Below are 26,228 nucleotides of genomic sequence, written 5' to 3'. Positions count from 1 at the left end.
GCGATATAGCCATGATATCGTTAGAGGAAAGTGAACAATCATTAACCGAGCACGAATGGCAGACCTTTGCTAACAGTATAGACTATCCAATTCCAGAATCGTTCAAAGACTTCTATCTACAGCATAATGGAGGTTATCTAGAACCGTTATTTGTAGATGGGGAAGAATATGCACCTTTGATTCATGGATTTATGCCTATTACGTATGGTTCACTAACGATAGAGCAATTAATGATAGATATGCAGTATGCGTGGGATATTTTGCAAGAAGTCTGTATTCCATTTGCTTCTGATGCTGGAGGTAACAGCTTTTTGTTACGAATAGTGCCTCAACACTATGGAGAAGTTGTTGTCTGGCTAGAGGAAGAGGAGTCGATCATTCCTTGTCGTCATTCTTTTGCCGAATTGCTAGAGGATCTGCCTTATTATTAGTTATGACTGATTTTTAAAGCTTGATAGTGACATTATAAAGTATAGTTACAACGAGAATATAGCGTACAGTAGAGATTCAGTGGTGTACGCTATTTCTGTTGTGAACATAGCTATACTAATTTTGCTTTGTAAATTTGCAGGACAAATCCAAAAGCAATCAATTGAAAGTTTTATCATCCGGTGTGTTTTGATGTAACTTATTTTGGAGAACATGTTGAAACAATGGGTACTCTAATCTATAATGATAATCATTATCAATTAGAGTTAATTGCTGAAAGTCTAACGAAAATACATAGTACACAGAGATATGATATTTTGGAAATGATGGAGGTAAGTCATTATGAAACCTAAAGAATTAGGAGCGTTACTGTTATTGGGTGCTCTCTGGGGAGCCTCATTTATATTTATACGAATAGCCGCACCTGTATTGGGGCCGATCTGGCTGATTGATTTACGTGTATGGATTGCAGGTATTGTACTACTTATCTATGCGCTTATTGTACGCAAATTGCCTGATTTTAAAAAGGAATGGAAATATTATCTGATGTTGGGTCTATTAAATGCAGCTATTCCTTTTTCACTTATTGCGTATTCAGCTGTTCATCTTAATGCTTCTTTAACAGCTATTTTGAATGCTACAACCCCCCTTTTTACAGCGATTGTAGCTCGCATCTGGTTAAAAGAATATTTATCTGTTCGTAAAGTGATTGGTATTCTGATTGGACTTGTAGGTGTGTGTATTCTGATGGGTTGGAGTTCCGTTCCGTTTACTCTAGAAGTATGGTTGTCGATCGGTGCTTCGCTAACAGCGGCGTTATTTTATGGCATTGGCAGTGTATATACGAAACTTACCTTTACCAATACACCGGCTCTTTCGTTATCGATCGGGCAACAGCTAGCAGCCGGAATTATTCTTATTCCTTTAAGTGTAGTGACTGTACCGACAGCAACGATTTCGCTAACGGTGATGATCGCTGTATTAGGGTTAGCGGTGTTATGTACGGCTATTGGCTACCTGTTATATTTCTATCTCGTGGAGCATGTCGGCCCAACCAAAACAGTAAGTGTAACTTTTTTAGTTCCGCTATTCGGTATTTTCTGGGGAATCTTGCTCTTAAATGAACATATTACTTTAGGAACGATTGTCGGGTTGATCGTGATTTTTATAGGTGTTATTTTGATGAATGGTGTACAGAAGACCAAGAAGATCAGAATATAAAGAATACAAAAAAAGCCCTTTGGAATATAAATACTCCAAAGGGCTTTTTGATACTGCTATTGTAAAAGAGTATATTCTTATTTTGCAGCAGCGTAACGTTTGTTTACTGCATCCCAGTTGATTACATTCCAGAAAGCTGCAATGTAGTCAGGGCGTTTGTTTTGATATTTAAGGTAGTATGCATGTTCCCACACATCAATACCAAGCAATGGAGTAGCACCTTCCATAACCGGGCTATCTTGGTTAGGAGTACTTGTTACTGCCAATTTGCCATCTTTAACAACTAGCCAAGCCCAACCGCTACCAAAACGAGTAGTTGCTGCTTTAGCGAAGTCTTCTTTGAATTTCTCAAATCCGCCTAGTTCGCTATCGATTGCTGCTGCGATATCACCAGTAGGTGCGCCGCCAGCGTCAGGTCCGATAATTTCCCAGAAAAGACTGTGGTTGTAATGTCCGCCACCGTGGTTACGAACTGCTGTACGAATACCTTCAGGTACGCTGTCCAGGTTGCTGATCAATTCTTCTAAGCTTTTGCTTTGCAATTCAGGAGCACTTTCCAAAGCGGTATTCAGACTAGTCACATATGTGTTGTGATGACGGTCATGGTGAATCATCATCGTTTGTTCGTCGATGTGTGGTTCCAGAGCGTTGTTAGGGTACGGTAATGCTGGTAATTCGAATGCCATTGTAAAATACCTCCCAGAATTTAGAATTCAGAAACGAAAGTTAGCAGAAACAATAAGAAAAATAGTATTCAACTTAATGACAACTGCTAAAAACCGTTCCCTATGTAAATAAACATATTACTCTCTATATTAAACCGTATATTTTTGACTAAATCAACTTTTATGTTTAGAAAGTTGATGTGGTGCGGGTTCCGAGCGATTTATTTTATTTTAATATATAGAAGTAATAGAAAGAAATAGAGTCGAAAATGCACGAAATATGACAAAAAGTATAGTGAGGCTACTAAAGTAGTGTTATACTATATTTTGTCCCGCATACAACTTTAATTGAAGATATAATAATTGTCGTGAATATTTATAAGCGTTTATTTATAAATATAATTGGATATCCTTTAATTACCAAATTATGTTTAAAGTGGAACCGATAGGTGGAAAACAGAGTAATTAAGCGCTTTCAAAAGAAAATTGGTGTAATCTGGCGGAAATTGTGGTTTAATTATCGTTGAGGTTATATTCTGCACATTTTTGCAGTTTTTTGTTGTCTTTTGGTCGATGTGTACTATAGGATTTTATGCAATCCTTTATCGTTGGACGCAACGCTTCTATAAGCGAATGTCCTTCTTTTTGTTTTTTTATAAGGGTGTACTTAATCAAGCTGATGAAAAGGGAGTTTGGAGTATGAATGTTCGTTCCTTTAAATTAAGTGATTTGAGTCTCGTTACAGAACTCTTGCAGGTGGCTTTATCTGAAGAATGTTACGAGAACACGATGGGACCGTTCGCCACACAATTATCATGGGATTCCGAGCTAATCGTAGTAGCGGAACAAGGCGAAGAGATTGTTGGTCTATTAATCGGTACAATCGATCGGAATTTTGGTTGTTATTACCGCATCGCTGTACATCCTGATGTTAGACGCAGAGGTGTAGGTACGGCACTTGTCAAAGCTATGGAACAACGTTTTGAGCAACGCAATGTCAGTGGCATTATGGTCGCTGGCGATGAGCACAACAAGGCTGTATTACCACTTTACGAAGCAATGGGATATGGAGAGAATAAAGTCTTGAAGACTTTTGACAAACTCAGTATCGTTGCTGTTCATGCGTAAAGTTTAGAGAGAAGAATTTTATGTAATATCCACATATGAGCACATCTTGCCCTCCGAAACACGGATGGGAATAAAGATGTGCTTTTCTATATTTAGGAAGAATTTAAGGTATAATAAACATAACGTAAGATTTTAAATGAGGTGTATTATGTATTGGCGGGAATGGCTCAAGACGATGGTCTTGGCATTAATCATACTCGGCATATTGAATAGTTGGGTATTTAATATATCAACAGTCAAAGGACAGTCGATGCAGCCAACTCTTGTACAGCAAGAACGGTTGTTTATCAATAAATTAATCTATAAATTTCATACACCAGCACGTGGAGATATTATTATTTTGCATGATCCTATATTGAGTGCAAGCCCTAGCTCCAAATTGTTAGTGAAACGAGTCATTGCTATCGGCGGAGATACGATTGAGATTCGTAACCACCGAGTATATATCAATCAGATCGAACAGCAGGAAACGTATATTGATACCGATATAGGAGATGAAGATCACAAGCCGATGATAGTGCCAGAAGGGCAATATTATGTCATGGGTGATAATCGTCATGAAGGAATGAGTAAAGACAGTCGTATTTTTGGTACGATAGCTTTAACGCAGATTGTCGGGCGTGCCGATTTTATTATATGGCCTTTATCCAAATGGGCATTTTTATAGAACGTATTATAGGAGGTGACAGTGCATGACGCAGCAAGAAGTATTACAACAACCAACAACCAGATGGGAACAGCTCAAGCTTGAAATCAAGCAGGCTGCGCCATCGCTGGGCATAGATGATGTAGGCTTTACGACAGCAGATCCTTTTTTGTATTTAAAAGGAGTCTTGGAAGAGCATCGTCGTAAAGGGCATGAATCAGGTTTTGAAGAACCGGATATTGAGAAACGTATTCACCCGAGCTTGGCATTAGATGGAGCGAAGTCGATTATAGCGATATCTGTTACCTATCATTCCAAGATGGAAAACCCGCCTAAGTCAGAACCCGGACAATATCGAGGCATTATGGCACGTTCAGCATGGGGCAAAGATTATCATTATGTACTACGTGATCGGATGCAGCGTTTAGAAGATTTTATTCGGGAAAAGGTACCGGAAGTTCGAATAGAAAGTATGGTAGATACCGGGGTGTTGTCAGATCGCGCGGTGGCTCAGCGTGCAGGGATCGGTTTTTACGGTAAAAACTGTGCTGTGATTTCACCTACATTAGGTTCATGGATATTTCTAGGTGATATGATCACGGATATTCCGTTTCCACCCGATACGCCAGTTACTGAAGATTGTGGAACATGTACCAAATGTATAGATGCTTGTCCAACAGGGGCATTAGTAGGTCCCGGACAATTGAACTCACAAGTCTGTGTTTCTTTTCTAACACAGACTAAAGGCATGTTATCTGATGAGCATATGCGTAAGATCGGAAATCGATTGTATGGTTGCGATACCTGCCAGATTGTATGTCCCAAAAACAAAGGCAAGAACTGGAATCATCAAGAAGAACTTCGCCCTGATCCAGAAAAAGCCAAGCCATTATTATTACCGATACTTGATCTCAGTAATCGAGAATTTAAAGAACAATTTGGTGATACTTCTGCGGCATGGCGTGGCAAAAAGCCCATTCAACGCAATGCAGTTATTGCACTCGGGAATTTCCGGGACAAATCAGCTGTGCCGAAGTTAACCGAATTACTGCATCGTGATCCTAGACCAGAGCTCAGAGGAACAATCGTATGGGCGCTTAGCCGAATAGGTGGCGAAGATGCGCTACAAGCAGTGATCCATGCGCTCGCCAAAGAAGTAGAGCCTGAAGTCACGGAACGTTTGCTCCAAGCCAAAGCTATACTTGAAGGAGAGATCGCAGAATGATTTCTTTGTATTACGATGAAATTAAGGCGCCTACAGGAACAATAACGCTAACATCGTCACTTCACGGGATATGCCGTTTAGATTTTAAATCTTATGCCGATAATAAAGATAAGATGGCGATTTGGGCAAAGCGCTGGTATGGAGAGCATGAGTATATATATTCGCCTGATCGTTTACAGTCAGCCGTACAGCAGTTACATGAATATTTTGCAGGAGAGCGGCAAATATTTGAGTTGTCGTTTGATTTCCAAGGTACTGATTTTCAGCGTCTGGTCTGGCAAGGGTTACAGACTATTCCTTATGGAGAAGTCGTTTCGTATAAATGGATCGCCCAGCAGATTGGTCATCCTACAGCAGTACGAGCCGTTGGAGGCGCTAATAATCGTAATCCAGTACCGCTGCTTATTCCATGTCATCGTGTGATTGGAATGAATGGACAAATGGTCGGTTATGGTAGTGGTCTGCCACTGAAAGAATGGTTGTTGAATCTGGAAGGGTATCCTATTGAACCTGTGCTATTTGAATTGAAATAGAGCTCATATCCTAATATCGGTAAAGGAGACTTCCCATGAGGTACGTAAACATCGATAAAGTAGAGACAGGGCAATATTTAGGCAAAGCGATTTATTCAGGTAATGGAGCGATTCTATTGTCTGCTGGTGTACAACTGACCGTCTATATGATTAACACGCTCAATCGGATCGGGGTCACGATGTTGTATATTCAAGATGAGAACTTTGCTGATATTGAAATGGAAGAGGTACTCAGCGAAGCGACCAAACAGATGATGATCCGTGAAATGAGTGATACGTTCGATGCTGTTCGTTCCGGTAAAGAATGGAGTCCGAATAAAGTAGCTTTTAGTATTGAACAATTGCTTGAAGATATTACAAGTATGCGTGAAGTACAGGTGCAATTAACTGATATCAAAACAAACGATAATGTGCAATATGTACATGCGATGAATGTCTGTCTTTTATCCGCTATGATGGGTATGAATATGGGACTTAATCAACATCAACTGAAAGATTTAGCAACAGGGGCTTTACTGCATGATGTCGGTAAATTTTCAAAGATAGCGGAAGATGATCTGGAGATTGGTTCCAAAAACCATCATACATGGCGTGGATTCGAACTCATCAAAACCAAGCGAGAATTCAACTTAATGATTGCTCATATTGCGCTTCAACATCATGAACGAATGGATGGCAAAGGCAAGCCGCGTGGACTTAATGAAGAAGAAATTCATGTGTATGCTCGTATTGTAGCCACAGCGAATACTTATGATAATCTGATTACATCCAAAGACAACGGTGGACAGGGATTATTGCCTCATCAAGCTTGCGAAGAAATGATGGCTCAATCGGATCGTATGTTAGATCATGATGTGTTAGTGGAATTTACACGTATTATCTCGGTTTATCCTAATGGTACAGGTGTGCGATTATCAAATAAAGAAACAGGTGTGATCGTCAGACAACATCGTGGCTTACCCGGTCGTCCGGTGGTACGCATTGTAAGCGGAAGTGGTGGCGATCTAGACGTCAAAGAAATTGATCTGGCGAATGCAACGACTACATTTATTGAAGCGGTTATGATGTAACTTCTAACGATTGAAAATGTTTGCTAAGCCGATCACGGAAATGGTATGATAAATGCTGTTCCTGCCTTTATCGGTTAAGGGCCTAGTGTACCCTTTTACAAGGAACTTCACACTATAATTCATCTACAGGGGTGGCAGTTATGACGTGGTTAAACTGGGTCATTCCAATCGTGACTTTGATTGTCGGTCTGATTGGCGGCTTTTTTATTGGTGCATATTATTTGCGCAAACAGATGGAAAAAATGCAAAACGATCCAGCAGCTTTGCAAAAAATGGCGAAGCAAATGGGTTACAACCTGAATGGTAAGCAGATGCAACAAGCTCAACAAATGATGAAAAATAATCCACAAGGTGGCAAAGCGCCTAAAGCTAAAATGCCTCCTATGGGTCGCGGAAATACAGGTAAACGCAGAAGATAAGCAAGTAGCATCACAGGGATCAGGTCCATAAAGACCTTGTAATGGGAAGAGGAGGTCACTATGGCTGGTATCAAAGATTATACCAATCTTGATGTCGGTGAAAACCGTGCACAGATTGAAGACCATATCCGTCAGATTTTGAAATTGATCGGAGAAGATACAGAACGTGAAGGTTTGCTTGATACGCCTGCACGTGTTACTCGTATGTACGAGGAGATTTTTGCTGGTTATAGCGTAGATCCTAGAGAAGCGCTAGGTGTAACTTTTAACGAGAATCACGAAGAAATGGTTATCGTTAAAGACATTGTCTATTACAGTCAATGTGAGCATCATATGGCTCCTTTTTTCGGCAAAGTGCATATCGGTTATGTACCTAGCGGTAAAATTGCAGGCTTAAGCAAATTCGCTCGTCTGGTCGAAGCTGTCAGTCGTCGTCTACAAGTTCAAGAACGTATTACTTCTCAAATCGCAGATATATTGGTGGAAGTACTTGATCCAACAGGCGTTATGGTTGTGGTTGAAGGCGAACATCTATGCATGTGTGCACGAGGTGTTAAAAAGCCAGGTAGTAAAACGATCACTTCCGCAGTTCGCGGTGGATTCCGTACAGATGCACCATTACGTGCTGAATTTTTAGCATTGATTAAAGACTAAACAAACTATTCAAAAATGGTAGGGATGATGCCGAATGGCAGTGTTCCTGCCATTTTTTTATGTAGAGGACATATAGAAACTGATATAATACAATGATTAGAATCAAGCAACTGAAGTGGAGGAATCATGATGTCAGCAGACAATCATCGACATTCTATCCCTACATTAATCGATGTGCCTGTAGGTTTGGAACAGGCGGTATGGGTAGAACGACCATTGGTAGAGCAAGGAGATTCGATATTAGCACCATTAGCATGGGAAGAGTTAATGTGTCGTCAAGTGGGGCAAGGGCATCCTCCTGTGATTCATCTCTGGCGACATACAGATGGTATGGCGATTGGTCTGCGTGATCGGCGATTGACGTACGCTACACAAGCAATGGAACAATTTCGGCAAAAGGGTACATCGGTCTGTGTACGTCCTTCAGGTGGTGCGGCAGTTCCTTTACATCCCGGTATTTTGAATCTATCGATTATACTCCCTAATCCTAAGCGCAATATTAGTATTCATCGCGATTTTCGCTTTATGGCGGATTGGATCAGTCGAGCAGTCGATCCGTGGAATGCACATGCTCATGTGGGTGAGATCGAAGGAGCATTTTGTCCGGGAGATTATGATGTGAGTATTGCTGGACGCAAGTTCTGCGGTATAGCTCAGCGTAGACAAGCCAAAGCCTATATTGTTACAGCTTTTATTATTGTAGAAGGAAGTGGAGATGAATTGTCCGCAGGGATTCGGCGCTTTTATGATCTGGCAGTAGGGGAGCAGGACAAAGGATATCCTGTTGTACAACAAGGCACGATGGGCAGTCTATCTGAATTAGCGCAAGTACCCGATGTAACTTCATATACAGAGCAATTAAAATCTATTTTAGCAGAAGGTCAATCGATTGAAATGATCAAGGAACAGACTTTATTTTCACCACAAGATATTCAACAGATGGAAGAGTACTTGATCCAACGATATGACGAATAGAGAACCGAAGTAGAAGTGAATTAAGAACGGGATTGAATAAGAAAAGAGGTCTATCATGCAATTACGCAAAGTGAAAATCGTAGGAACCGGTAAATATTTACCGAAGCGTGCAGTAACCGATGAAGAATTGGATCAGAAGCTAGGAGTACAAGCAGGTTGGACGCACAAAGCGACAGGGGTGGGCACCAGATATTATGTGAGTGAAGGTGAGACAGCTTCGATGATGGGTGCACAAGCGGCGCAAGATGCTTTGGATGCAGCAGGTCTTACATTTGCAGATATGGATTGTCTCGTATGTACAAGTGGAACCAAAGAACAGCCATTACCAAGCACAGCGGTATTTATCCAGCAAGCGATGGGACAAGAAGAGTCAGGTGTGCCTGCTTTTGATATTGATGCGACCTGCTTAAGCTTTTTGGTCGGCTTGGATACGATGTCTTATCTGGTAGCCGCAGGACGATATCGGTATGTTCTTTTGGTAGCTACAGAGATTGCATCGGCAGGGCTTAATTGGGAAAATAAAGAAAGTGCAGCTTTATTCGGAGATGGAGCAGCCGCTGTGATTATTGGTGCATCTGCGCCAGAAGAGTCTGCTCGAATTATACATACTTCGCTTCAAACCTACAGTAAAGGCGCACGTTATTCCGAAATTCAAGGTGGAGGTACACGATTGCCTGCTCATTTGCAAAAAGATCTAGCAGAATCCTTTTTATTTTTTATGGATGGACAGAAAATCTTCCGCATGGCTTCCCGATTATTACCTGACTTTATTGATCAATTGTTAGAGCAATCTCATACCAAAATGGAAGATTTCAAATTGGTTATTCCTCATCAGGGTAGTGCTATGGCAATGCGCCTGATACGCAAAAAGTTAGGTATTAGCAAACAACAATTTCTCGATATCACTCTTAATCATGGAAATACGATAGCTGCCTCTATTCCGATGGGCATTCACGAAGCGATTGTACAAGGAAGAATAGAACGTGGCGATCGCATTCTATTAATGGGAACAGCGGCAGGATTATCATTAGGAGGAATGGTGCTTGAGTACTGAGCCAGTCACACCGCAACGGATATTGATTACAGGTGGACGTGCTCCTGTAGCGCTTGAGTGGGCTCGCCTTTTGCATCGTAACGGTCATTATGTCTATGTGGCTGAAAGTAGTAGGTATCATCTGTGCCGTGTATCGAGTGCTGTGGTGGAGAGTTTTCAAGTGCCACCGCCCCGCCAACAACCGCAATTATATCTGTCTGCATTAGAGCAATTGATCATAGAGCATCAGATCGATCTTTTGCTACCGACATGTGAAGAGATTTTTTATATTGCGCAAGGTCTGGAACGATTGCAAAGGGTTTGTCGAGTGCTTACACCTTCGCTCTCTACACTGCATACTCTGCATCACAAAGGAAAATTTATTGAACAAGTGATAATGAATAATCAAGTCGCTCCGAACACTTTCTCGGTAGCAGAGCCTTCAACAGAGTCTTATGATTATTCGGTGCCTGATGCAGAAGGTCATACATTTGTGCGGAAACCGATTTATTCTAGATTTGCATCGCGAGTGATTATGCCGTGGGAACGCAGACGTATTATAGCTTCAAAAAAGCAAAAGACTACAGCAAATACAATGATAACAACAGAAACAACAGTAATGAATAAACAATATGAATTATCAGCTTGGATTGCTCAGCAATATATCAAGGGGAAAGCTATCTGTACCTATAGTCTTGTACATAAAGGTATCGTGATCGCTCATGCTACGTATACAAGTAACTATAGAACATCACGTACAGGAGCGAGTGTATATTTTGAAGCTATAGAGCATAATAAAGCGTACGAGTGGGTATGCCAATTTGTTCAAGGGATATCTGTAGATCATGCACATCTATCCAATACTGCTTTTAGCGGACAGATTAGTTTTGATTTTATTGAAGAAGATTCGACAGGCATTCTATATCCGATTGAATGCAATCCACGAACGACCAGTGGTATTCATCTTTTTCAACGTCAAGATCAAGTGATTCAAGCATTGCTAGATCCTGAGTCAATAGCGCAAAGTGGTCAAGTAATTATGCCAGCCGTAGGAACAGCTAGAGTATTGACGTTACCGATGTGGATAGCAGGCATCAAATACAACCGGGATTGGCAAGCTTGGAAAAACTGGTGGAACGGTCTACAAAGGGTGACAGATGTGGTCTATCAGGCAGACGATCGCAAGCCATTTTGGGAGCAATTTCGATTAGTCGCTCAAGCGTTGCGAACTTGTCGTACAGAGCGTATTTCACTGACTGAAGCATTAACCCATGATATCGAATGGAATGGAAAGGAGAGCTTATGACCAGAGCATTAATTACCGGGGCAACAGGATTTTTGGGTGGACATCTAGCCAGACGATTAGTTGAACTAGGCTGGGATGTTCATGGAACAGGGCGAGATGAAAGCCGTGGACAAGCATTAGAACGTATTGGCGTACAGATGAATTATTATGATTTAGGGAATGCAGAGCAAGCGATACAAGCTTGTAAAGGACAAGATATCGTTTTTCATTGTGCTGCATTGTCTTCGCCGTGGGGCAAATATCAACAATTTTATCAAAGCAATGTAAAAACCACTCAACATATTGTTGATGGTTGTATTCGGTATGATGTCCAGCGATTGATTCATGTGTCTACACCCAGTATTTATTTTGATGGCAAAGCTCACTACGGGATTCGAGAATCCGATCCTTTACCTCGTAAGTCAGTCAATCATTATGCGGCAACCAAATTATTAGCTGAACAGATTGTATTGCAAGCTTATAAAAAGCAAGGTTTAGCTTCAATTATGATTCGTCCGCGTGCGATTTTTGGACCGATGGATCAGACGTTATTTCCACGGTTATTAGAAGTCAATCGTCAATCCGGTGTGCCCTTATTACAAGGGGGGCGTGCGCCGATAGATCTGACCTATGTAGATAATGTTGTCGATGCAATGTTACTAGGTGTAAAAGCACCACAGACAGCGCTTGGACAGGCGTACAATATATCCAATAGTGAACCGATTGCGTTTGTCGAATTGTTGTCGCGTTTATTTGAACGCTTAGATATACCTTTACATACTCGAAATGTACCTTATTCGGTAGCCCATCTGATCGCAGGAGGAATGGAAGCTGTGTATCGTCTATTCCCAGCGCTAGGCGAGCCTCCATTGACTCGTTATAGTGTAGGGTCGATTGCGGTACCTCATACACTGGATATCTCGTTAGCACAGCAACAATTAGGTTATATGCCTCGTATCAGTGTCGATCAAGGGTTAGAGCGATTTGCAGATTGGTGGTGTGCTCAATGATCACTTCATCAGCAGTGCGATTATGGATCGGAGCAGCTGGATATTGTACTCATCCTGAATTTTTGACATTACAAGGCGGTTCTCTACGAGCCGTATCATTTCCAGCAGGGTTTGCTTGTATTCAGCATCCTGAGCACGGGTATATCTTATTTGATACAGGATATAGTGCGCGCTTTTTTGAAGAAACAGCCACGTTACCGCAATGGTTGTACCGTTATATTACACCGGTGATCTATCAGGAAGAGGATTCGGTCATTTCGCAATTGCAACAGCAAGGCATTATGGCAGATCAGATTAGGTATGTGATCTTGTCGCATTTTCATGGAGATCATATTGCTGGAGCAAAAGACTTTCCGCAAGCAACATTTATATATCTTTCCGAATCGTATCAAGCGGTCAAAGATTTGAGTTCGATCCGAGCAGTCAAAGCAGGATTTCTAGCAGGTTTATTGCCGGATGATCTCACTGAGCGCTCGCGTGTGTTGCATCGATCAGATTCTCAACCATTAACCTCATTGCTATATAGTCATCTTGTACATGATGTATCCCGAGACAACGATCTGATTACACAAGAATTTCCGTGGCAAACGGGGTACGATATATTGGGAGATGGAAGTCTGATCGCTATTGAATTGTCTGGTCATGCAGAAGGGATGATCGGACTATTGGTATCGACAACCACTGATGATTATTTGTTATGTGCGGATACCGTATGGTCTAGTATCGCTTTTACTGAGAATCGTCCGCCTCATTTTCTGGCAGGTATGATTATGTCAGATCGTCAGCAATATAGGCTTAATCTCCAAAAATTACGTCAGTTGCACCTCTCATCTCCATCTATTCGGATCGTGCCTAGTCATTGTAAACAGGCATTACAGCAGTGGGGAGGGCGATGGTTGTGAAAAGATTAAGCGAACTCACCAATACGATGCGTATCCTTTATCATTATGTATGTACTCGTTATCGTAAAGGGTGGAACAGTCGAGCAGAGATTGAGCAATGGCAAGAAAAGAAAATTATCAAGCATGTGCTTTATATACGGCAAAAATCTCCTTTTTATCAGCAATTGTGGCAAGGGATAACTGATGATCAGTGGCGTGACTTTCCGTTGATAGATAAGTCGATAATGATGGAGCATTTTGATCAATTGAATACGCTGGATATTGCCAAAAGAGAAGCGATGGAGATTGCCGATCAAGCAGAGCAGACACGAGATTTTGAACCTACTTTGCAAGGAGTGACTATTGGGTTGTCTTCGGGTACATCAGGTAATCGAGGGTTATTTCTAGTGAGTCCCCAAGAACAAGCACAATGGACAGGGACCGTGCTTGCCAAGTTGTTACCCGGAGGCATTCGGCAACCTGAGAAGATTGCGTTCTTTTTGAGAGCGAATAGTAATCTGTATGAATCGGTACAAAAAGGAAAACTGCAATTTTGTTATTTCGATCTATTGGTACCGATCACAACGCATATTGAGCAGCTTGAACGATACCGACCGAGTCTATTGATTGCGCCTGCTTCCATGTTGCGTTTATTAGCAGAGCAGCAATCATCAGGCTTGTTAACGATAGAGCCACGCAAAATCATTTCGGTGGCAGAAGTATTAGATCCTTTGGATCGTCAATATATTGAATCTGTTTTTATGCAAAAAGTACATCAGGTGTATCAGTGTACAGAAGGTTTCCTCGGAGCGACGTGCGAATATGGTAATCTGCATCTGAACGAAGATATTGTACATATTGAGAAAGAAATGTTGGATCAGCAAAGCAGACGGTTTGTACCGATTATCACGGACTTCTCGCGGGTATCTCAACCGATTATACGGTATCGTTTAAATGATATTCTGACCGAAGCCGCAGAGCCTTGTCCTTGTGGATCACCGATGCTTACTATCGAACAGATTGAAGGACGATGCGACGATATTCTTTATGTCACTCATCAGACGACAGCAGAAAAAGTACCGCTATTCCCTGATCTGATCACAAGAGCGATTATAGGAGCTTCCGCAGGTATTGAACATTATCGTGTGATCCAGTATCAGATCAACCAACTGGAAATCAGCTATCGTCTTACTGGAAAAACAGATCATATAGCACAGGATCAAGCTGTCGAAGCGCAAATCATTCATCGTATCCAGCATATCTGCGATACTTTACAAGCCGTCATGCCAGCGATTACCTTTACAGCATATGAGTTCACGCCCGGAATCATAAAGTTACGGCGAGTCGAACGAAAGTGGGCGTTGTGAGTCAGTAGATAAGTAGCTCTATAGCTATTTTCTATATCGAAATGAAATAGGATCATTCTAAAATAAAGTAGTATATTCAGACATAAAGTAGATAAAGGAGGATCTTATGTCCAACCAAGTAGAAGCGTCATTGGAACGCAAACGTATCGCTTTGGTGACAGGCACATCAAGTGGATTTGGATTGTTGATTGCGGTCTTATTAGCAGAAAAAGGAATTACTGTTATTGCTACAATGCGAGATTTGACACGCAACGTAGAACTGGCACGTATCGCTGAGCAAAAAGGAATCACTGACCGTATTCATTATATCCAGCTGGATGTGACCGATTCTTTATCTATTCAGATTGCAGTCATAACTATCCAACAGCAGTATGGAAATATAGACATTCTTATCAATAATGCAGGGTATGCTGTAGGTGGATTTATCGAACATGTACCGATGGAGACATGGCGTGCACAACTGGAAACGAATGTGTTTGGACTGATAGCAATGACTCAAGCGGTTCTTCCGATGATGCGTGAGCAAAAGCAGGGCTATATTATTAATATGAGCAGTGTGAGTGGACTATCTGCTTTTCCCGGATATGCACCGTATGCCACTTCCAAATTCGCAATCGAAGGATTTAGTGAAAGCTTGCGTCATGAGGTGGCTGAATTTAATATCAAAGTGGTATTAGTAGAACCCGGTTCATACCGGACATCAATCTGGGAAAAAGGGCTAGCTGATATCCATACAGCCCCTCATTCACCTTATCAATCTCGCTTAGAAGCAGTATTGCGTTATTCTCGTAAATCCGCAGCATCCGCTCCTGATCCGCAAGAAGTCGCTGATCTTGTCGGGAAAATTGTAGATAAGCGTTCTCCAAAGTTACGCTATGCTATTGGAGAAGGTTCTCACATCATGATCTGGGCACGCAAACTATTACCATGGCGTGTGCTCGAATGGATGATCGGTCGAGTGTTGAAGTCTTAAGAGACTTTTCAATGAATACAAAACAAAAGCACAATTCACCTATCGTTAAGGTAGAATTGTGCTTTTTGCAATACAGTGATTATTTACTTATTTGTGTTCTCTTTAGTAGAAGTGGATGAACTGGAAGTAGACGAAGGACTGTTAGACAATTCATCATTCAGTAACGGTTCATTATTAACGTCTTCTTCTTCCGCTAGATTTAGACTACTTAAGAAATCTGAGACTTTGCGTAAATATTCTCGTGGATGTTCACGGAATTCCAGTTCATGATGAGCACCCTGGATCACCCAGCTTCCTGAATCAGGATTCGTCTGATTGGCTGCAAGTTGCTCTGCTATCTGGTAAGGAGCTTTATCATCGTTTGTCCCATGAATAAAGAAAATAGGAAATGGATAATCTTCCTTTTTCACCTGTTGATATGGAATCTGGTTCAAGCTTGTTCCGTTAACAATAGGTAATAGAAATTCCAGAATTTCCAGCGATGGATGTCGTGGAAGATCCAACTGTTGCTGGATATTATAGTAGAGTGTATCCGGTTCTAACAAGAAGGTACTGTCCAAAATCATCGCAGTCACATCTTTTGTTTTGAGACCTGCTTGTAGAGCTGTACCTGCTCCCATCGAGAATCCCCAGACGACAATTTCTTGAGAACCTTTTTGTTTGGCAAGTTGAATCGCTCCGAGTAATTGTTGCGATTCTTTTTTACCACCTGTTGCGACTTCTTTGTTTGTTTTAGCGGCAAATCCATAATCAAACATAATCACATTAAAATTAAGCTTATGCGCATAATGAGCGAGATCGTACATCGGAATCCATGTTTCTTCTCGATTTGCACCATATCCGTGGCTAAACACAATCGTTTTGGACGATTTCTGTTCCGCTGGAATATACCAACCTTGCATCATCCGGCTGTCATCCGCTGCCGGGAATGTTACATCTTCGTAAGCCATTCCTTTTGCCTGCATTGGATTAGAGTAGACACTTGCTACTGTCGGATTAGACAGCACCCAAGCAATATAGGCATGCAGTGCCACAAAGCAAAACAGGAAAAAAAACACTATGGATAACACAAAAGCTACCACAACATGCTTTATTCGAATCTGTCTTGGTGAAACTACAGGAGGTGTCTCTTCTAGCTCAGACGAATGGGGCTTTGCATTTTTTTGCAAAGTACTGGACATCTTGCCCCTCCTAGAATTAAAAGTTTGTAGTTGTATCTCATCTTCATTGTTGCGTTAACCGATTTGATTCGACAATATCTACTTATGGTAAAAGTCTAGTTCAGCAAAGTCAATGTTAGATGATCGTCTTCTTCCTTATTATCGACGTATTTCTCTTTACGATTAGAGCTAGCTTCGATATAATTTATGTAACCAAGTTTCATTGAGTGAAACTTACAAAAATAGACAGTATTCGTTGTAAACAGATTCAAATGCGGAGGCGACAACAATGGAAGATCGCAAGTTGACTGTACGAGCAGTAGAACGTGCGTTAGACATATTACTGTGTTTTACCCGAACGAGCGATCTTGGACTCACCGAGATTGCTACGGAAATTGGATTACACAAAAGTACGGTACATCGGTTATTAGCTACGTTAGAAGAAAAAGGCTTTGTCATTCGCAATAGCAGTACAGATAAATACCGTCTAGGGATCAAAATCTGGGAGTTATCGACTCACCTGTCACAAAACGATGACCCTGCGTTGTTATTGCTTGCAGATATGGAAGAATTGCGTGAACAATTGGGCGAAACGATCAGCCTGTACTTGCGAGATGGAGACGAGCGCTTACGGATTCAAGCGGTGCAAAGTAATCAGGCGGTACGACGTGTTGCACCAGTAGGAGCACGATTGCCTTTGACAGTAGGAGCATCCAGTAAAGTGTTAGTCGCTTTTTCCAGTAGTGAACAGCAAGAAGAACTGTTAAATAGTCCAGATTGGCCGCTTACCGTAGATGTTGAGCATTATCGTCAACAGCTTGCAGAAGTGCAGCGTAACGGATATTCAACCAGTTATGAAGAGCGTGAACCGGGAGCCGCAGCGGTTGCTGTACCGATTTTTGATCGAACAGGAGCATTACGAGCTTCGTTATCTCTTTCAGGGCCTGTCAGTCGTTTGTCGATGGATAAACTGCATGAATATGCACCAGTATTGATTCAAGCGGCGCAAGAGATGGGCTTTAAATTAAGATAAGCAATGTTCTGCTCATAAGGATCACACGCAGTAAAGTCTTATTTTAGTTAGATTTTTAATTATGTTTTAGAGGTGTTATTATAGATTAATGTGTAGATAGTATGAAATCATATCTCAACCTGTTGATTCATCAGCAGGTTTTTTTGATCTGGAAATAAATCATGTGGAGCATTTTTTCCTATATTAAACATAGAGAGTACCAAGGTATGATACAATCAGAACAACATTTATGATCAAGCCCTCTATTTAACACGATCTATGATATTTAAATAAATATCTATTAAGAATAAGGAGGAATTCAAAGCATGTATGCTTACCCTTCTTCAAAAACAGATCATACGTCCAAAAAACTCCCGCATCCCAAAGCCCATTTGTATACCTCTAATACTTCTACACCGATCCAATTACAAGCGGTCACACAACAGATGCTTACTCAAGATGCAACACATCCTATGTCTATGTATCCTTCAGCTCTACCTCATTTGCAAAAACAAATGGGTAATCAAGCAGTTACTCAAATGATGTTAATATCGACTCTTAATACAGATCAATCGCTTCAACCTGCAATTATTCAGCGCAGGCTCCGTATAGATGGTCAAAAAACAACACCTGCTGATTTGATGATTGCTTTTGACAAAGTAGGGGTTAAAGAAAAAATAACGGCTGCTCGTGAGCAATACGGATTAGATATTGCGTTATTTACAGCTATCTTGCAACAAGAGATTGACGAATACGACCAAGCTATTTCTTTTATCGAAAATAAAGAATTAGCTTATGAGCAAATAAAACAAATAGCAAGTAACGTATTACAAAAATTTTCTTTAAATGCTGTAATGGATAAAGAGGATGGAGAAACAACTATTTTTTATGATAGCGTAGAACAACATGTCACCAAAGAAGAAGTGAAGTCCCGTTTAAAAGTACTTAAATTTCAGTGGGCTATTTTTCCGAAATCGATGCAGACCACGTTATTAGCCTATAATCAGATGAGTTCTTTATCCCAAGCCAATGCACCAATGGCAATAGATATGACGCCAATTGATGCTATGGAGCAGTATCTCCAACAGTATCTCGACCAAACGAAAACTCAACTGGATATGACAGATGCTAGAATTCAGGCAGATCCGATGCTAGTAGTAGTCGCTCCTCAACTTTCAGAATATTTGAATGGATTTAAATATTTATCAAGGGGACATCTATTGAATTATTTATTGAAAAATCTAAATGACAACTTGCTATTTCTAAATCGCCGTTTAGATGGCTTGTATTCAGAGATGAGGGAAACGAACCCTAGCCCTGTTGTATATCTTCATTCGACAGTAGTAGGAACCCCGAATAATTATATTTCGATGGTGCACAACAATTGGAATGCAGGTAGAGGAAATCCAAAGACAGCCACTTCTGCCAAACATATTCATGTGAATGGTTATAGTGAAAATGTGATCTATACGATGCAAAGAGGTAATCAAGATCTATATATTCATGGCTATGTCACTTGGCATTTGGATAAGGATATGAAAGGTTCTGAAGTAACAGCTACTCAAAAAATAGAGAATTATAGTCAGAATTTAGTTCTATTTTCTATATATATGAAAGATTATGATAATCAATGGATTCCACAATTAACATGGTATCAACAAGCCGCTAATAAATATGTAAAGATAGATCATTTTTTATAAAATAAATAATATGGCTATACGTTAAGCGGTCTTAGCTATCAGTAATTTCCCTATATAAATAGAAACTAAAAAAGAATCCTCTTGCGCCATATAAAATGGACAAAAGGATTCTTTTTTATAAATAAAAGTATATTATACCGTTTCACCTTTGTTGGTGTTTTGCATCATTTGACGAAGTACAGTTTGCAAGATACCACTGTTATGGTAGTAATCGACATCAACAGCACTATCCAGACGAGCCGTTACTTGGAATTCAAATGTTGTACCGTCTTCACGAGTACCTTTGACCGTAACTTGTTCACCTGGTTTAACATCGTTGCTCAAACCAATGATATCAAAAGTCTCAGTACCTTTAAGTCCCATACTGCTCCAACCGTAACCTTCTTGGAATTGTAGTGGCAATACGCCCATACCTACCAAGTTACTACGGTGAATACGTTCAAAGCTTTCAGCGATAACGGCTTTAACGCCAAGCAAGAATGTACCTTTGGCAGCCCAGTCACGGGAACTACCTGTACCGTATTCTTTACCTGCGATAACGATCAAGTTCTGACCTTCTTCTTGATAACGCATCGATGCATCATAGATCGACATGACTTCATTAGTAGGAAGGTAAGTAGTTACGCCACCTTCTGTACCTGGAGCCACCTGATTACGAATACGGATATTTGCGAACGTACCGCGCATCATCACTTGGTGATTACCACGACGGGAACCATAAGAGTTGAAGTCTTTGCGCTCAACACCGTTTTCTTTCAAGTATTCGCCTGCTGGTGAAGAAGGAGAGATATTACCTGCTGGTGAGATATGATCGGTTGTTACCGAATCGCCAAGTAGTGCAAGCACGCGTGCGCTACGAATATCTTCGATATCTTTCATACCATCAGCCAGTTTTTCAAAGAATGGCGGATTTTGGATATAAGTTGATTTGTCATCCCACTCATACAATTCGCCTTCTGGTACAGGAATTTCATTCCAACGTTTGTTCGCTGTAAATACATGCTCATAACGGCTACGGAACATTTCTGGAGAAATGGATAAGCCGATCGCATCGCGAATTTCTTTCGCTGTAGGCCAGATATCTTTCAAGTATACAGCTTCACCTGTAGGATCATAACCGATAGGATCGTTTTGTAGATCGATATCAACTGTTCCTGCAAGAGCATAAGCCACAACCAGTGGAGGAGATGCTAGATAGTTCATTTTCACCTGAGCATGAATCCGTCCTTCAAAGTTACGGTTACCTGACAATACAGAAGCAACTGTTAGATCGTTATCTGCAATCGCTTGTCCTACTTCGTCTGGCAATGGACCGGAGTTACCGATACATGTTGCACAACCGTAGCCTGCAAGATAGAAACCAAGAGCTTCTAAATCTTTGTCTACGCCTGCTTTTGCCAGATATTCAGTAACGATCAAGGAACCTGGAGTTAAGCTTGTTTTTACATAACTAGGCACTTTCAATCCACGAGCTACTGCTTTTTGTGCAAGTAATCCAGCACCAAGCATAACGCTAGGGTTAGATGTATTCGTACAACTGGTGATTGCTGCAATAACAACTGCACCAGCACCCATTTGAGTTGTTTTACCGTTTGGATGACTCACTGTGATTTTCTCAGCGATCTTCTCATCAGACAATCCGTAACCGCCTGCTTCTACAGGAGTACGAACAGCACTACGGTAGCTAGATTGCATATTAGTCAATTCGATGCGATCCTGTGGACGTTTAGGTCCTGCAAGACTTGGTACAACAGAAGCTAGATCCAATTCAATCGTATCTGAGAATACTGGATCAGGTGTTTCTGCTGTGCGGAACATGTTTTGTGCTTTGTAATACGCTTCAACCAATTCTACTTGCTCATCAGCACGTCCTGTGTTGCGAAGATAGAACAAAGTCTCATCATCAACAGGGAAGAAACCAATAGTAGCACCGTACTCAGGAGCCATGTTAGCTACAGTTGCACGGTCAGCAAGACTGATATTGCTTAGGCCTGGACCGTAGAATTCTACGAATTTACCAACAACGCCTTTTTTACGAAGCATTTGAGTAACAGTAAGCGCCAAATCTGTTGCTGTTGCGCCTTCGCTCAAGCTACCTGTTAATTTGAAACCAACTACTTCAGGCATAACGAAGTATAGCGGTTGTCCAAGCATACCTGCTTCAGCTTCAATACCACCAACGCCCCAACCAACAACACCTAGACCGTTGATCATTGTAGTATGTGAATCTGTACCCACTAGGGAATCAGGGAATACTTGCAATTCGCCATCAACGGTACGAGTTGCTGCTACAGAAGCAAGATACTCCAAGTTTACTTGGTGAACAATACCTGTAGCTGGTGGAACAGCACGGAAGTTATCAAATGCTGTTTGTGCCCAACGCAAGAAGCGGTAACGCTCTTCATTACGTTCAAATTCAATATTCATATTATATTCAAGTGCATCAGGCGTACCGAATGCGTCTACCATAACGGAGTGGTCAATAACAAGGTCAACCGGTACTAGCGGATTGATCTGTTTAGGATCGCCACCTGATTTTTTAACAAAATCACGCATAGCGGCTAAATCAACAACTACAGGTACACCGGTGAAATCCTGAAGCACGATACGTGCAGGAATAAATGGAATTTCTTTCTCTTCGCGACCTTCACTCCAGTTCGCAAGTTGCTTCACATGCTCTTCAGTAATCGCACGTCCATCATATTGACGAACAGCGGCTTCAAGTAGCACACGAATAGAGAAAGGAAGTTTGGAAATGTGTTCATAACCTTTTTCAGCTAAAGCATTAAGGCTGTAATAACGGTAAGACTGGTCTCTCACTTTCAGTTCTCGGCCAACAGAAAATGAATCTTTTGGTGACATAGATGCCCCTCCTCAAATAAAATACGGCTTACTTTTTGGATTTTGCGTTACAGGGAAAAATCCTCAACATTTTGGCAAATGATCTTCAAACGCTTGCTGGATAAAATTAGAAATGAAAACGGTTCAATTCATTACTATTCTATACTATTAAGCAACTAAAATCGAATTATTCAAAATGGAGAACGATAAAAATGTTTATAGTTTCACACAGTGAAACACAATTTCAAAAAGTAATTCTTGTATTAAGTATACCGTTTACATGGGAGGTAGTAAAGATGTTTTTGGAAGAAATTTGTTAAGATGACAATCTTGAAAATGACTTGATGTAACTGGACTAATTAAGCCGAAAATATCATATCAGGTGCAAATATAGCTATGAATATAGAGGACAAAAATGAGATCACTCATATAAACATATTGAGTTACTTTATACGATCATTTTACTTCTATATAGTTATATTTTTATTTGAAATACCTTTATAAAAAAGGATTAAAATAAATTATATACTTCTTTTAAATTATGCTCATTAGTCGCTCTATTAGATTAATACCATATTCATCACCTAATTGAATAATTACAATTAAAACAAATATTGTAATTTAATACGTTTGGTGATAATTTACAGGGGACAGTCGGAAGACAGCTTATTTTCAAAATAGCAGAGGAGGAATAATATGTTGTTGAGAAAAAGCTTGATGGTGGTATTGGCAATGATGTTGGTTGTTGTAACGATAGGAGTATCGAAATCATCTGCTGCTACCGGATTTTATGTAAGCGGTACCAAATTATATGATTCAACAGGCAAGCCTTTTGTGATGAGAGGGGTCAATCATTCTCACACTTGGTTTAAAAACGATCTGAATGCTGCTATTCCAGCCATCGCCAAAACAGGTGCCAATACAGTACGTATTGTATTATCCGATGGAACACAGTACACCAAAGATGATATCAACTCAGTTAAAAATATTCTGGCTTTGGTCAATCAATATAAAATGATCGCTGTTTTGGAAGTGCATGATGCGACAGGTAGTGATGATGTAGCCAAATTAAATAATGCTGTGAACTACTGGATCAGTATCAAAGATGCGCTAGTCGGCAAAGAAGATCGAGTCATTATCAATATTGCCAACGAATGGTACGGTTCATGGAATAGTGAAGGTTGGGCGAATGGCTACAAGCAAGCTATTCCTAAATTAAGAAATGCTGGACTCAATCATACACTCATCGTTGATGCTGCTGGTTGGGGACAATATCCACAATCCATCGTAGATTATGGACAAGCCGTATTGGCAGCCGATTCTAAAAAGAATACGGTATTCTCGATCCATATGTATCAATATGCAGGTAAAGACGATGCAACAGTCAAAGCAAATATGGAAAATGTACTCAATAAAGGTCTGGCTCTAATCATCGGTGAATTTGGTGGATACCATCAAGGTGAAGATGTGGATGAGTATGCCATTATGAAATACGGTCAGCAAAAAGGAGTCGGTTGGTTAGCATGGTCATGGTATGGTAATAGCTCTGATCTATCTTACCTTGATCTGAACAATGGACCCGCAGGTAGCTTAACAAGTGCTGGTAATGTAGTTGTTAATGATCCGAATGGTATCAAAGCGACTTCGAAAAAAGCTGGAATTTATCAATAAAACGATATGTAATAGCGAATCACAAGAAGGCAACTGGATCGTCCAGTTGCCTTTTTTGTTGATTTTGTATTGGGTAATATAAGGAAGACATTTATAATAGTACGAAACAAGATTTAGAAATGATCTAGCTAGAGGATAATAGAGGAGATGAGCAGAGATGAGAGATTGTCAGAATTTAGATGAGGTAAGGGAAAGTATTGATCAATTGGATCAACACATCATTCAATTGTTAAGTGAACGGAGTCAGTATGTAAGGCAAGCAGCCGCTTTTAAAAAAGATAAAGATGCTGTAAAAGCACCCGCAAGAGTTGAATCAGTGATCCATAAAGTTCGTCAGCTGGCTGTAGAACACGCATTAAATCCATCGATTGCAGAAAAGGTCTACCGAGCAATGATTGCCGGTTTTATTGAAGATGAACTACAAGAACATGAGCGAATCAATCCAAGTAATAGATAAGCATACAAAGTTTTTTTGCAGTGTTTTTCTACAAGCTTTATACTGAATACAGGTTATATAATAACGATCATTTACAATAGCATTTATTCACATGCTTTCATATGTACAATGACTAACGGGGGTTCTGAAATGACAGCAACAAAATTAACAGTAGGTTTGATTTATGGTGGTAAATCTGGAGAACATGAAGTTTCTTTACAGACTGGATTTTCTGTTTTAAATGCGATTGATTACAACAAATATAATGTAGTGCCTATCTATATCGATCCGCAAGGACGCTGGAATATGGGCGAAGTGTATCATGGTGCGCCTAGCCAATTGAGTGATTTACAGATCGATGGTGGTGCAGAAGCCACTTCACAAGCGATGAGCATCCTTTGGAAAAAATTAAGCGGACAAACTAGCGAAATCGATGTATTGTTCCCACTTCTTCATGGTACATACGGTGAAGATGGTACTATTCAAGGTCTTTTTGAAATGATGGATATGCCTTATGTTGGTGCAGGTGTACTTGCTTCTGCAACAGGTATGGATAAAGCGATTATGAAAAAGCTATTCGCTCAAGCTCATTTACCACAGTGTAAATACGAAACGTTTATTGCAAAAGAGTGGGAAACGCAACAATACGACATTTTGACAACGATCGAAACCAATCTTGGCTACCCGTGCTTCGTCAAACCAGCGAACCTCGGATCAAGTGTAGGTATTTCCAAAGCTAAAGACCGTAATGAACTGGAAAAAGCAGTTGACTATGCTTTACGTTACGACCTGAAAGTGATCGTTGAAGAAGCTGTAGATGGTCGTGAAATTGAAGTCGGCGTACTCGGTAATGAATTGCCATTATCTTCGGTTCCAGGCGAAGTCGTATCCACTAGCGATTACTATGATTACGATGCTAAATATATCGACGGTACATCCAAAATGGTCATCCCTGCTGAAATCGACAGCGAACTTGCCGAAAATCTACGCGAACTCGCTATCCGCGCATTCCGTGCTATCGACGGAAACGGTCTATGTCGTGCCGACTTCTTTGTTCGCCGTAGCGATGGCGAAATCTTTATCAACGAAGTCAACACTATGCCAGGATTCACTGCTTTTAGCATGTATCCACTACTATGGCGCGAAACCGGTACAGCCTATCCAGACCTATTGGATCAGCTGATCACACTAGGTATAGATCGCTATAACCAACGCCATGAACTGAAATACGGAAGAGAATAGTAAGCAACCATCAATGATTCTAAAATAAACTAGCTTCATCCCATCTCTAAGGTTTTTTTAAGGTATTAAATGTACTAAACCGCGTGGAAAAAGTGTAGGTACCTCTAGCGGAGGGGATAGAATGTTCTGAAAGAGCTACAAGCTTTCATTGAAAGCTACTTCGGAAGCTTAACAGCGACGGCGAGAACATCCTATCCCCGAAGCGTCCGTACCTCACCTCAACCACCGCCCACTCGAAAGGAGCAATGGCCATGGGATTTCAAACCGAATTTAACTCCGTATGCAAGTTCAAAAACGAACAAGAACTACTCGAACTGCTTGAATACGGCAAAGGCAAAATGCTCAAAAGCGGATTTCGCGTCTATCCAACCGGACAAAAAGTAATCGCCTATACACCCAAAAACGTAGCGATTGCCATCGTCAAAATCACAGCGTCTATCGCTGAAATCAACTTCCAAGGTCGTGAAGTCACCGCCGTAGAACTTGAATTGGTTCGCAAATTAACAGAAGAAGAAGCAAGAGTACAGACCGATCTTGCACATGAAATGTTTTTCGGAGAGCAAGAATAGGTTTAATCATACACATACAGAATCATACTAGATCGAATGCTTTTCTTCTGTATACACCTTGGACATCACACTAGAGGAGGCAC

General features: G+C 40.8%; 23 protein-coding genes and 1 pseudogene. 21 read left to right on the top strand and 3 right to left on the bottom strand.

All coding sequences use genetic code 11. The features are described from left to right. Nucleotides 1-11 precede the first annotated feature (11 nt). Together RCP16_RS16240 and RCP16_RS16235 are read left to right on the top strand one after the other, a co-directional pair. Complete coding sequence (locus RCP16_RS16240) at nucleotides 12-431, top strand: SMI1/KNR4 family protein (RefSeq protein WP_137224945.1); 420 nt, start codon at nucleotides 12-14, stop codon at nucleotides 429-431. A 340-nt stretch (nucleotides 432-771) separates the two neighbouring features. Continuing rightward, nucleotides 772-1,650, top strand: a complete 879-nt coding sequence (locus tag RCP16_RS16235) for a DMT family transporter (protein WP_308640816.1) — start codon at nucleotides 772-774, stop codon at nucleotides 1,648-1,650. Nucleotides 1,651-1,727: 77 nt separating this feature from the next. Here RCP16_RS16235 and RCP16_RS16230 read toward each other — a convergent pair whose 3' ends face one another. Then, the gene (locus RCP16_RS16230; RefSeq protein WP_069329434.1) at nucleotides 1,728-2,336 is read right to left on the bottom strand and encodes a superoxide dismutase; all 609 of its coding nucleotides are present in this window, start codon (nucleotides 2,334-2,336) and stop codon (nucleotides 1,728-1,730) included. Between the two features lie 678 nt (nucleotides 2,337-3,014). Between RCP16_RS16230 and RCP16_RS16225 the strand changes: the two genes are divergently transcribed. The 13 genes and pseudogenes from RCP16_RS16225 to RCP16_RS16165 all read left to right on the top strand — a co-directional run bounded on the left by RCP16_RS16225 (nucleotide 3,015) and on the right by RCP16_RS16165 (nucleotide 15,514). Beyond that, the gene (locus RCP16_RS16225; protein WP_069329433.1) at nucleotides 3,015-3,443 is read left to right on the top strand and encodes a GNAT family N-acetyltransferase; all 429 of its coding nucleotides are present in this window, start codon (nucleotides 3,015-3,017) and stop codon (nucleotides 3,441-3,443) included. A 148-nt stretch (nucleotides 3,444-3,591) separates the two neighbouring features. Beyond that, nucleotides 3,592-4,110 carry a signal peptidase I gene (gene lepB / locus RCP16_RS16220; protein WP_069329432.1) on the top strand — a complete coding sequence of 173 codons (519 nt, stop codon included), beginning with the start codon at nucleotides 3,592-3,594 and terminating at the stop codon, nucleotides 4,108-4,110. Nucleotides 4,111-4,135: 25 nt separating this feature from the next. Then, nucleotides 4,136-5,847: pseudogene (gene queG, locus RCP16_RS16215) on the top strand (tRNA epoxyqueuosine(34) reductase QueG). Between the two features lie 35 nt (nucleotides 5,848-5,882). Further along, nucleotides 5,883-6,917, top strand: coding sequence for an HD-GYP domain-containing protein (locus RCP16_RS16210; protein WP_069329429.1), 1,035 nt, complete (start codon nucleotides 5,883-5,885; stop codon nucleotides 6,915-6,917). 140 nt (nucleotides 6,918-7,057) lie between these two features. After that, complete coding sequence (locus RCP16_RS16205) at nucleotides 7,058-7,336, top strand: YneF family protein (RefSeq protein ID WP_069329428.1); 279 nt, start codon at nucleotides 7,058-7,060, stop codon at nucleotides 7,334-7,336. A gap of 60 nt (nucleotides 7,337-7,396) precedes the next feature. Then, a complete protein-coding gene (gene folE / locus RCP16_RS16200) occupies nucleotides 7,397-7,990 on the top strand; it encodes a GTP cyclohydrolase I FolE (RefSeq protein ID WP_069329427.1) in 594 nt (197 codons plus the stop codon). Between the two features lie 129 nt (nucleotides 7,991-8,119). Beyond that, nucleotides 8,120-8,965: a lipoate--protein ligase family protein gene (locus RCP16_RS16195; RefSeq protein WP_308640815.1), complete on the top strand. Its 846-nt coding sequence runs from the start codon at nucleotides 8,120-8,122 to the stop codon at nucleotides 8,963-8,965. A 55-nt stretch (nucleotides 8,966-9,020) separates the two neighbouring features. Next, nucleotides 9,021-10,019, top strand: a complete 999-nt coding sequence (locus RCP16_RS16190; RefSeq protein ID WP_137224957.1) for a beta-ketoacyl-ACP synthase III — start codon at nucleotides 9,021-9,023, stop codon at nucleotides 10,017-10,019. Continuing rightward, nucleotides 10,009-11,304, top strand: a complete 1,296-nt coding sequence (locus RCP16_RS16185) for an ATP-grasp domain-containing protein (protein WP_308640814.1) — start codon at nucleotides 10,009-10,011, stop codon at nucleotides 11,302-11,304. The genes RCP16_RS16190 and RCP16_RS16185 overlap by 11 nt, the downstream gene beginning before the upstream one ends. Further along, nucleotides 11,301-12,293 carry an NAD-dependent epimerase/dehydratase family protein gene (locus RCP16_RS16180; protein ID WP_308640813.1) on the top strand — a complete coding sequence of 331 codons (993 nt, stop codon included), beginning with the start codon at nucleotides 11,301-11,303 and terminating at the stop codon, nucleotides 12,291-12,293. The genes RCP16_RS16185 and RCP16_RS16180 overlap by 4 nt, the downstream gene beginning before the upstream one ends. Then, the gene (locus tag RCP16_RS16175; RefSeq protein WP_308640812.1) at nucleotides 12,290-13,195 is read left to right on the top strand and encodes an MBL fold metallo-hydrolase; all 906 of its coding nucleotides are present in this window, start codon (nucleotides 12,290-12,292) and stop codon (nucleotides 13,193-13,195) included. The genes RCP16_RS16180 and RCP16_RS16175 overlap by 4 nt, the downstream gene beginning before the upstream one ends. Beyond that, the gene (locus RCP16_RS16170; protein WP_308640811.1) at nucleotides 13,192-14,541 is read left to right on the top strand and encodes a F390 synthetase-related protein; all 1,350 of its coding nucleotides are present in this window, start codon (nucleotides 13,192-13,194) and stop codon (nucleotides 14,539-14,541) included. Before RCP16_RS16175 ends, RCP16_RS16170 begins: the two co-directional genes overlap by 4 nt. A 106-nt stretch (nucleotides 14,542-14,647) precedes the next feature. After that, nucleotides 14,648-15,514 carry an SDR family oxidoreductase gene (locus tag RCP16_RS16165; protein WP_308640810.1) on the top strand — a complete coding sequence of 289 codons (867 nt, stop codon included), beginning with the start codon at nucleotides 14,648-14,650 and terminating at the stop codon, nucleotides 15,512-15,514. An 83-nt stretch (nucleotides 15,515-15,597) separates the two neighbouring features. On the opposite strand, the gene RCP16_RS16160 is transcribed toward RCP16_RS16165, so the two are convergent. Continuing rightward, a complete protein-coding gene (locus RCP16_RS16160) occupies nucleotides 15,598-16,695 on the bottom strand; it encodes an alpha/beta hydrolase (RefSeq protein ID WP_308640809.1) in 1,098 nt (365 codons plus the stop codon). A 268-nt stretch (nucleotides 16,696-16,963) separates the two neighbouring features. Between RCP16_RS16160 and RCP16_RS16155 the strand changes: the two genes are divergently transcribed. Next, nucleotides 16,964-17,707 (top strand): IclR family transcriptional regulator, encoded by a 744-nt coding sequence (locus RCP16_RS16155; protein ID WP_069329416.1) that lies wholly within the window; start codon nucleotides 16,964-16,966, stop codon nucleotides 17,705-17,707. 305 nt (nucleotides 17,708-18,012) lie between these two features. Then, entirely contained in the window at nucleotides 18,013-19,386 is a 1,374-nt protein-coding gene (locus tag RCP16_RS16150; RefSeq protein WP_308640808.1) for a hypothetical protein, read from the top strand. A 132-nt stretch (nucleotides 19,387-19,518) separates the two neighbouring features. Here the strand turns inward: RCP16_RS16150 and acnA are convergent, their stop codons facing one another. Continuing rightward, the gene (gene acnA / locus RCP16_RS16145; protein WP_069329415.1) at nucleotides 19,519-22,248 is read right to left on the bottom strand and encodes an aconitate hydratase AcnA; all 2,730 of its coding nucleotides are present in this window, start codon (nucleotides 22,246-22,248) and stop codon (nucleotides 19,519-19,521) included. A 675-nt stretch (nucleotides 22,249-22,923) separates the two neighbouring features. On the opposite strand from acnA, the gene RCP16_RS16140 reads away from it, so the two are divergent. The 4 genes from RCP16_RS16140 to RCP16_RS16125 all read left to right on the top strand — a co-directional run bounded on the left by RCP16_RS16140 (nucleotide 22,924) and on the right by RCP16_RS16125 (nucleotide 26,145). Continuing rightward, nucleotides 22,924-23,898 (top strand): glycoside hydrolase family 5 protein, encoded by a 975-nt coding sequence (locus RCP16_RS16140; protein WP_069329414.1) that lies wholly within the window; start codon nucleotides 22,924-22,926, stop codon nucleotides 23,896-23,898. A 157-nt stretch (nucleotides 23,899-24,055) separates the two neighbouring features. Then, nucleotides 24,056-24,355: a chorismate mutase gene (locus RCP16_RS16135; RefSeq protein WP_137225978.1), complete on the top strand. Its 300-nt coding sequence runs from the start codon at nucleotides 24,056-24,058 to the stop codon at nucleotides 24,353-24,355. Between the two features lie 129 nt (nucleotides 24,356-24,484). Beyond that, nucleotides 24,485-25,576, top strand: a complete 1,092-nt coding sequence (locus RCP16_RS16130; protein WP_273593126.1) for a D-alanine--D-alanine ligase — start codon at nucleotides 24,485-24,487, stop codon at nucleotides 25,574-25,576. 251 nt (nucleotides 25,577-25,827) lie between these two features. Next, nucleotides 25,828-26,145, top strand: a complete 318-nt coding sequence (locus RCP16_RS16125; protein ID WP_069329411.1) for a hypothetical protein — start codon at nucleotides 25,828-25,830, stop codon at nucleotides 26,143-26,145. Nucleotides 26,146-26,228 lie beyond the last annotated feature (83 nt).

Source organism: Paenibacillus nuruki, assembly GCF_963311185.1.
Lineage (GTDB): Bacteria > Bacillota > Bacilli > Paenibacillales > Paenibacillaceae > Saccharibacillus > Saccharibacillus nuruki.
Note: the sequence above shows the minus strand (reverse complement) of the source record. Positions and strands in the feature narration are given on the sequence as shown.

What these genes read in the sequence shown, in the direction of transcription:
- RCP16_RS16240 (WP_137224945.1), top strand. Translation starts at nt 12, where the DNA reads ATGATATCGTTAGAGGAAAGTGAACAATCATTAACCGAGCACGAATGG.
- RCP16_RS16235 (WP_308640816.1), top strand. Translation starts at nt 772, where the DNA reads ATGAAACCTAAAGAATTAGGAGCGTTACTGTTATTGGGTGCTCTCTGG.
- RCP16_RS16230 (WP_069329434.1), bottom strand. Translation starts at nt 2,336, where the DNA reads ATGGCATTCGAATTACCAGCATTACCGTACCCTAACAACGCTCTGGAA.
- RCP16_RS16225 (WP_069329433.1), top strand. Translation starts at nt 3,015, where the DNA reads ATGAATGTTCGTTCCTTTAAATTAAGTGATTTGAGTCTCGTTACAGAA.
- lepB (WP_069329432.1), top strand. Translation starts at nt 3,592, where the DNA reads ATGTATTGGCGGGAATGGCTCAAGACGATGGTCTTGGCATTAATCATA.
- RCP16_RS16210 (WP_069329429.1), top strand. Translation starts at nt 5,883, where the DNA reads ATGAGGTACGTAAACATCGATAAAGTAGAGACAGGGCAATATTTAGGC.
- RCP16_RS16205 (WP_069329428.1), top strand. Translation starts at nt 7,058, where the DNA reads ATGACGTGGTTAAACTGGGTCATTCCAATCGTGACTTTGATTGTCGGT.
- folE (WP_069329427.1), top strand. Translation starts at nt 7,397, where the DNA reads ATGGCTGGTATCAAAGATTATACCAATCTTGATGTCGGTGAAAACCGT.
- RCP16_RS16195 (WP_308640815.1), top strand. Translation starts at nt 8,120, where the DNA reads ATGTCAGCAGACAATCATCGACATTCTATCCCTACATTAATCGATGTG.
- RCP16_RS16190 (WP_137224957.1), top strand. Translation starts at nt 9,021, where the DNA reads ATGCAATTACGCAAAGTGAAAATCGTAGGAACCGGTAAATATTTACCG.
- RCP16_RS16180 (WP_308640813.1), top strand. Translation starts at nt 11,301, where the DNA reads ATGACCAGAGCATTAATTACCGGGGCAACAGGATTTTTGGGTGGACAT.
- RCP16_RS16175 (WP_308640812.1), top strand. Translation starts at nt 12,290, where the DNA reads ATGATCACTTCATCAGCAGTGCGATTATGGATCGGAGCAGCTGGATAT.
- RCP16_RS16165 (WP_308640810.1), top strand. Translation starts at nt 14,648, where the DNA reads ATGTCCAACCAAGTAGAAGCGTCATTGGAACGCAAACGTATCGCTTTG.
- RCP16_RS16160 (WP_308640809.1), bottom strand. Translation starts at nt 16,695, where the DNA reads ATGTCCAGTACTTTGCAAAAAAATGCAAAGCCCCATTCGTCTGAGCTA.
- RCP16_RS16155 (WP_069329416.1), top strand. Translation starts at nt 16,964, where the DNA reads ATGGAAGATCGCAAGTTGACTGTACGAGCAGTAGAACGTGCGTTAGAC.
- RCP16_RS16150 (WP_308640808.1), top strand. Translation starts at nt 18,013, where the DNA reads ATGTATGCTTACCCTTCTTCAAAAACAGATCATACGTCCAAAAAACTC.
- acnA (WP_069329415.1), bottom strand. Translation starts at nt 22,248, where the DNA reads ATGTCACCAAAAGATTCATTTTCTGTTGGCCGAGAACTGAAAGTGAGA.
- RCP16_RS16140 (WP_069329414.1), top strand. Translation starts at nt 22,924, where the DNA reads ATGTTGTTGAGAAAAAGCTTGATGGTGGTATTGGCAATGATGTTGGTT.
- RCP16_RS16135 (WP_137225978.1), top strand. Translation starts at nt 24,056, where the DNA reads ATGAGAGATTGTCAGAATTTAGATGAGGTAAGGGAAAGTATTGATCAA.
- RCP16_RS16130 (WP_273593126.1), top strand. Translation starts at nt 24,485, where the DNA reads ATGACAGCAACAAAATTAACAGTAGGTTTGATTTATGGTGGTAAATCT.
- RCP16_RS16125 (WP_069329411.1), top strand. Translation starts at nt 25,828, where the DNA reads ATGGGATTTCAAACCGAATTTAACTCCGTATGCAAGTTCAAAAACGAA.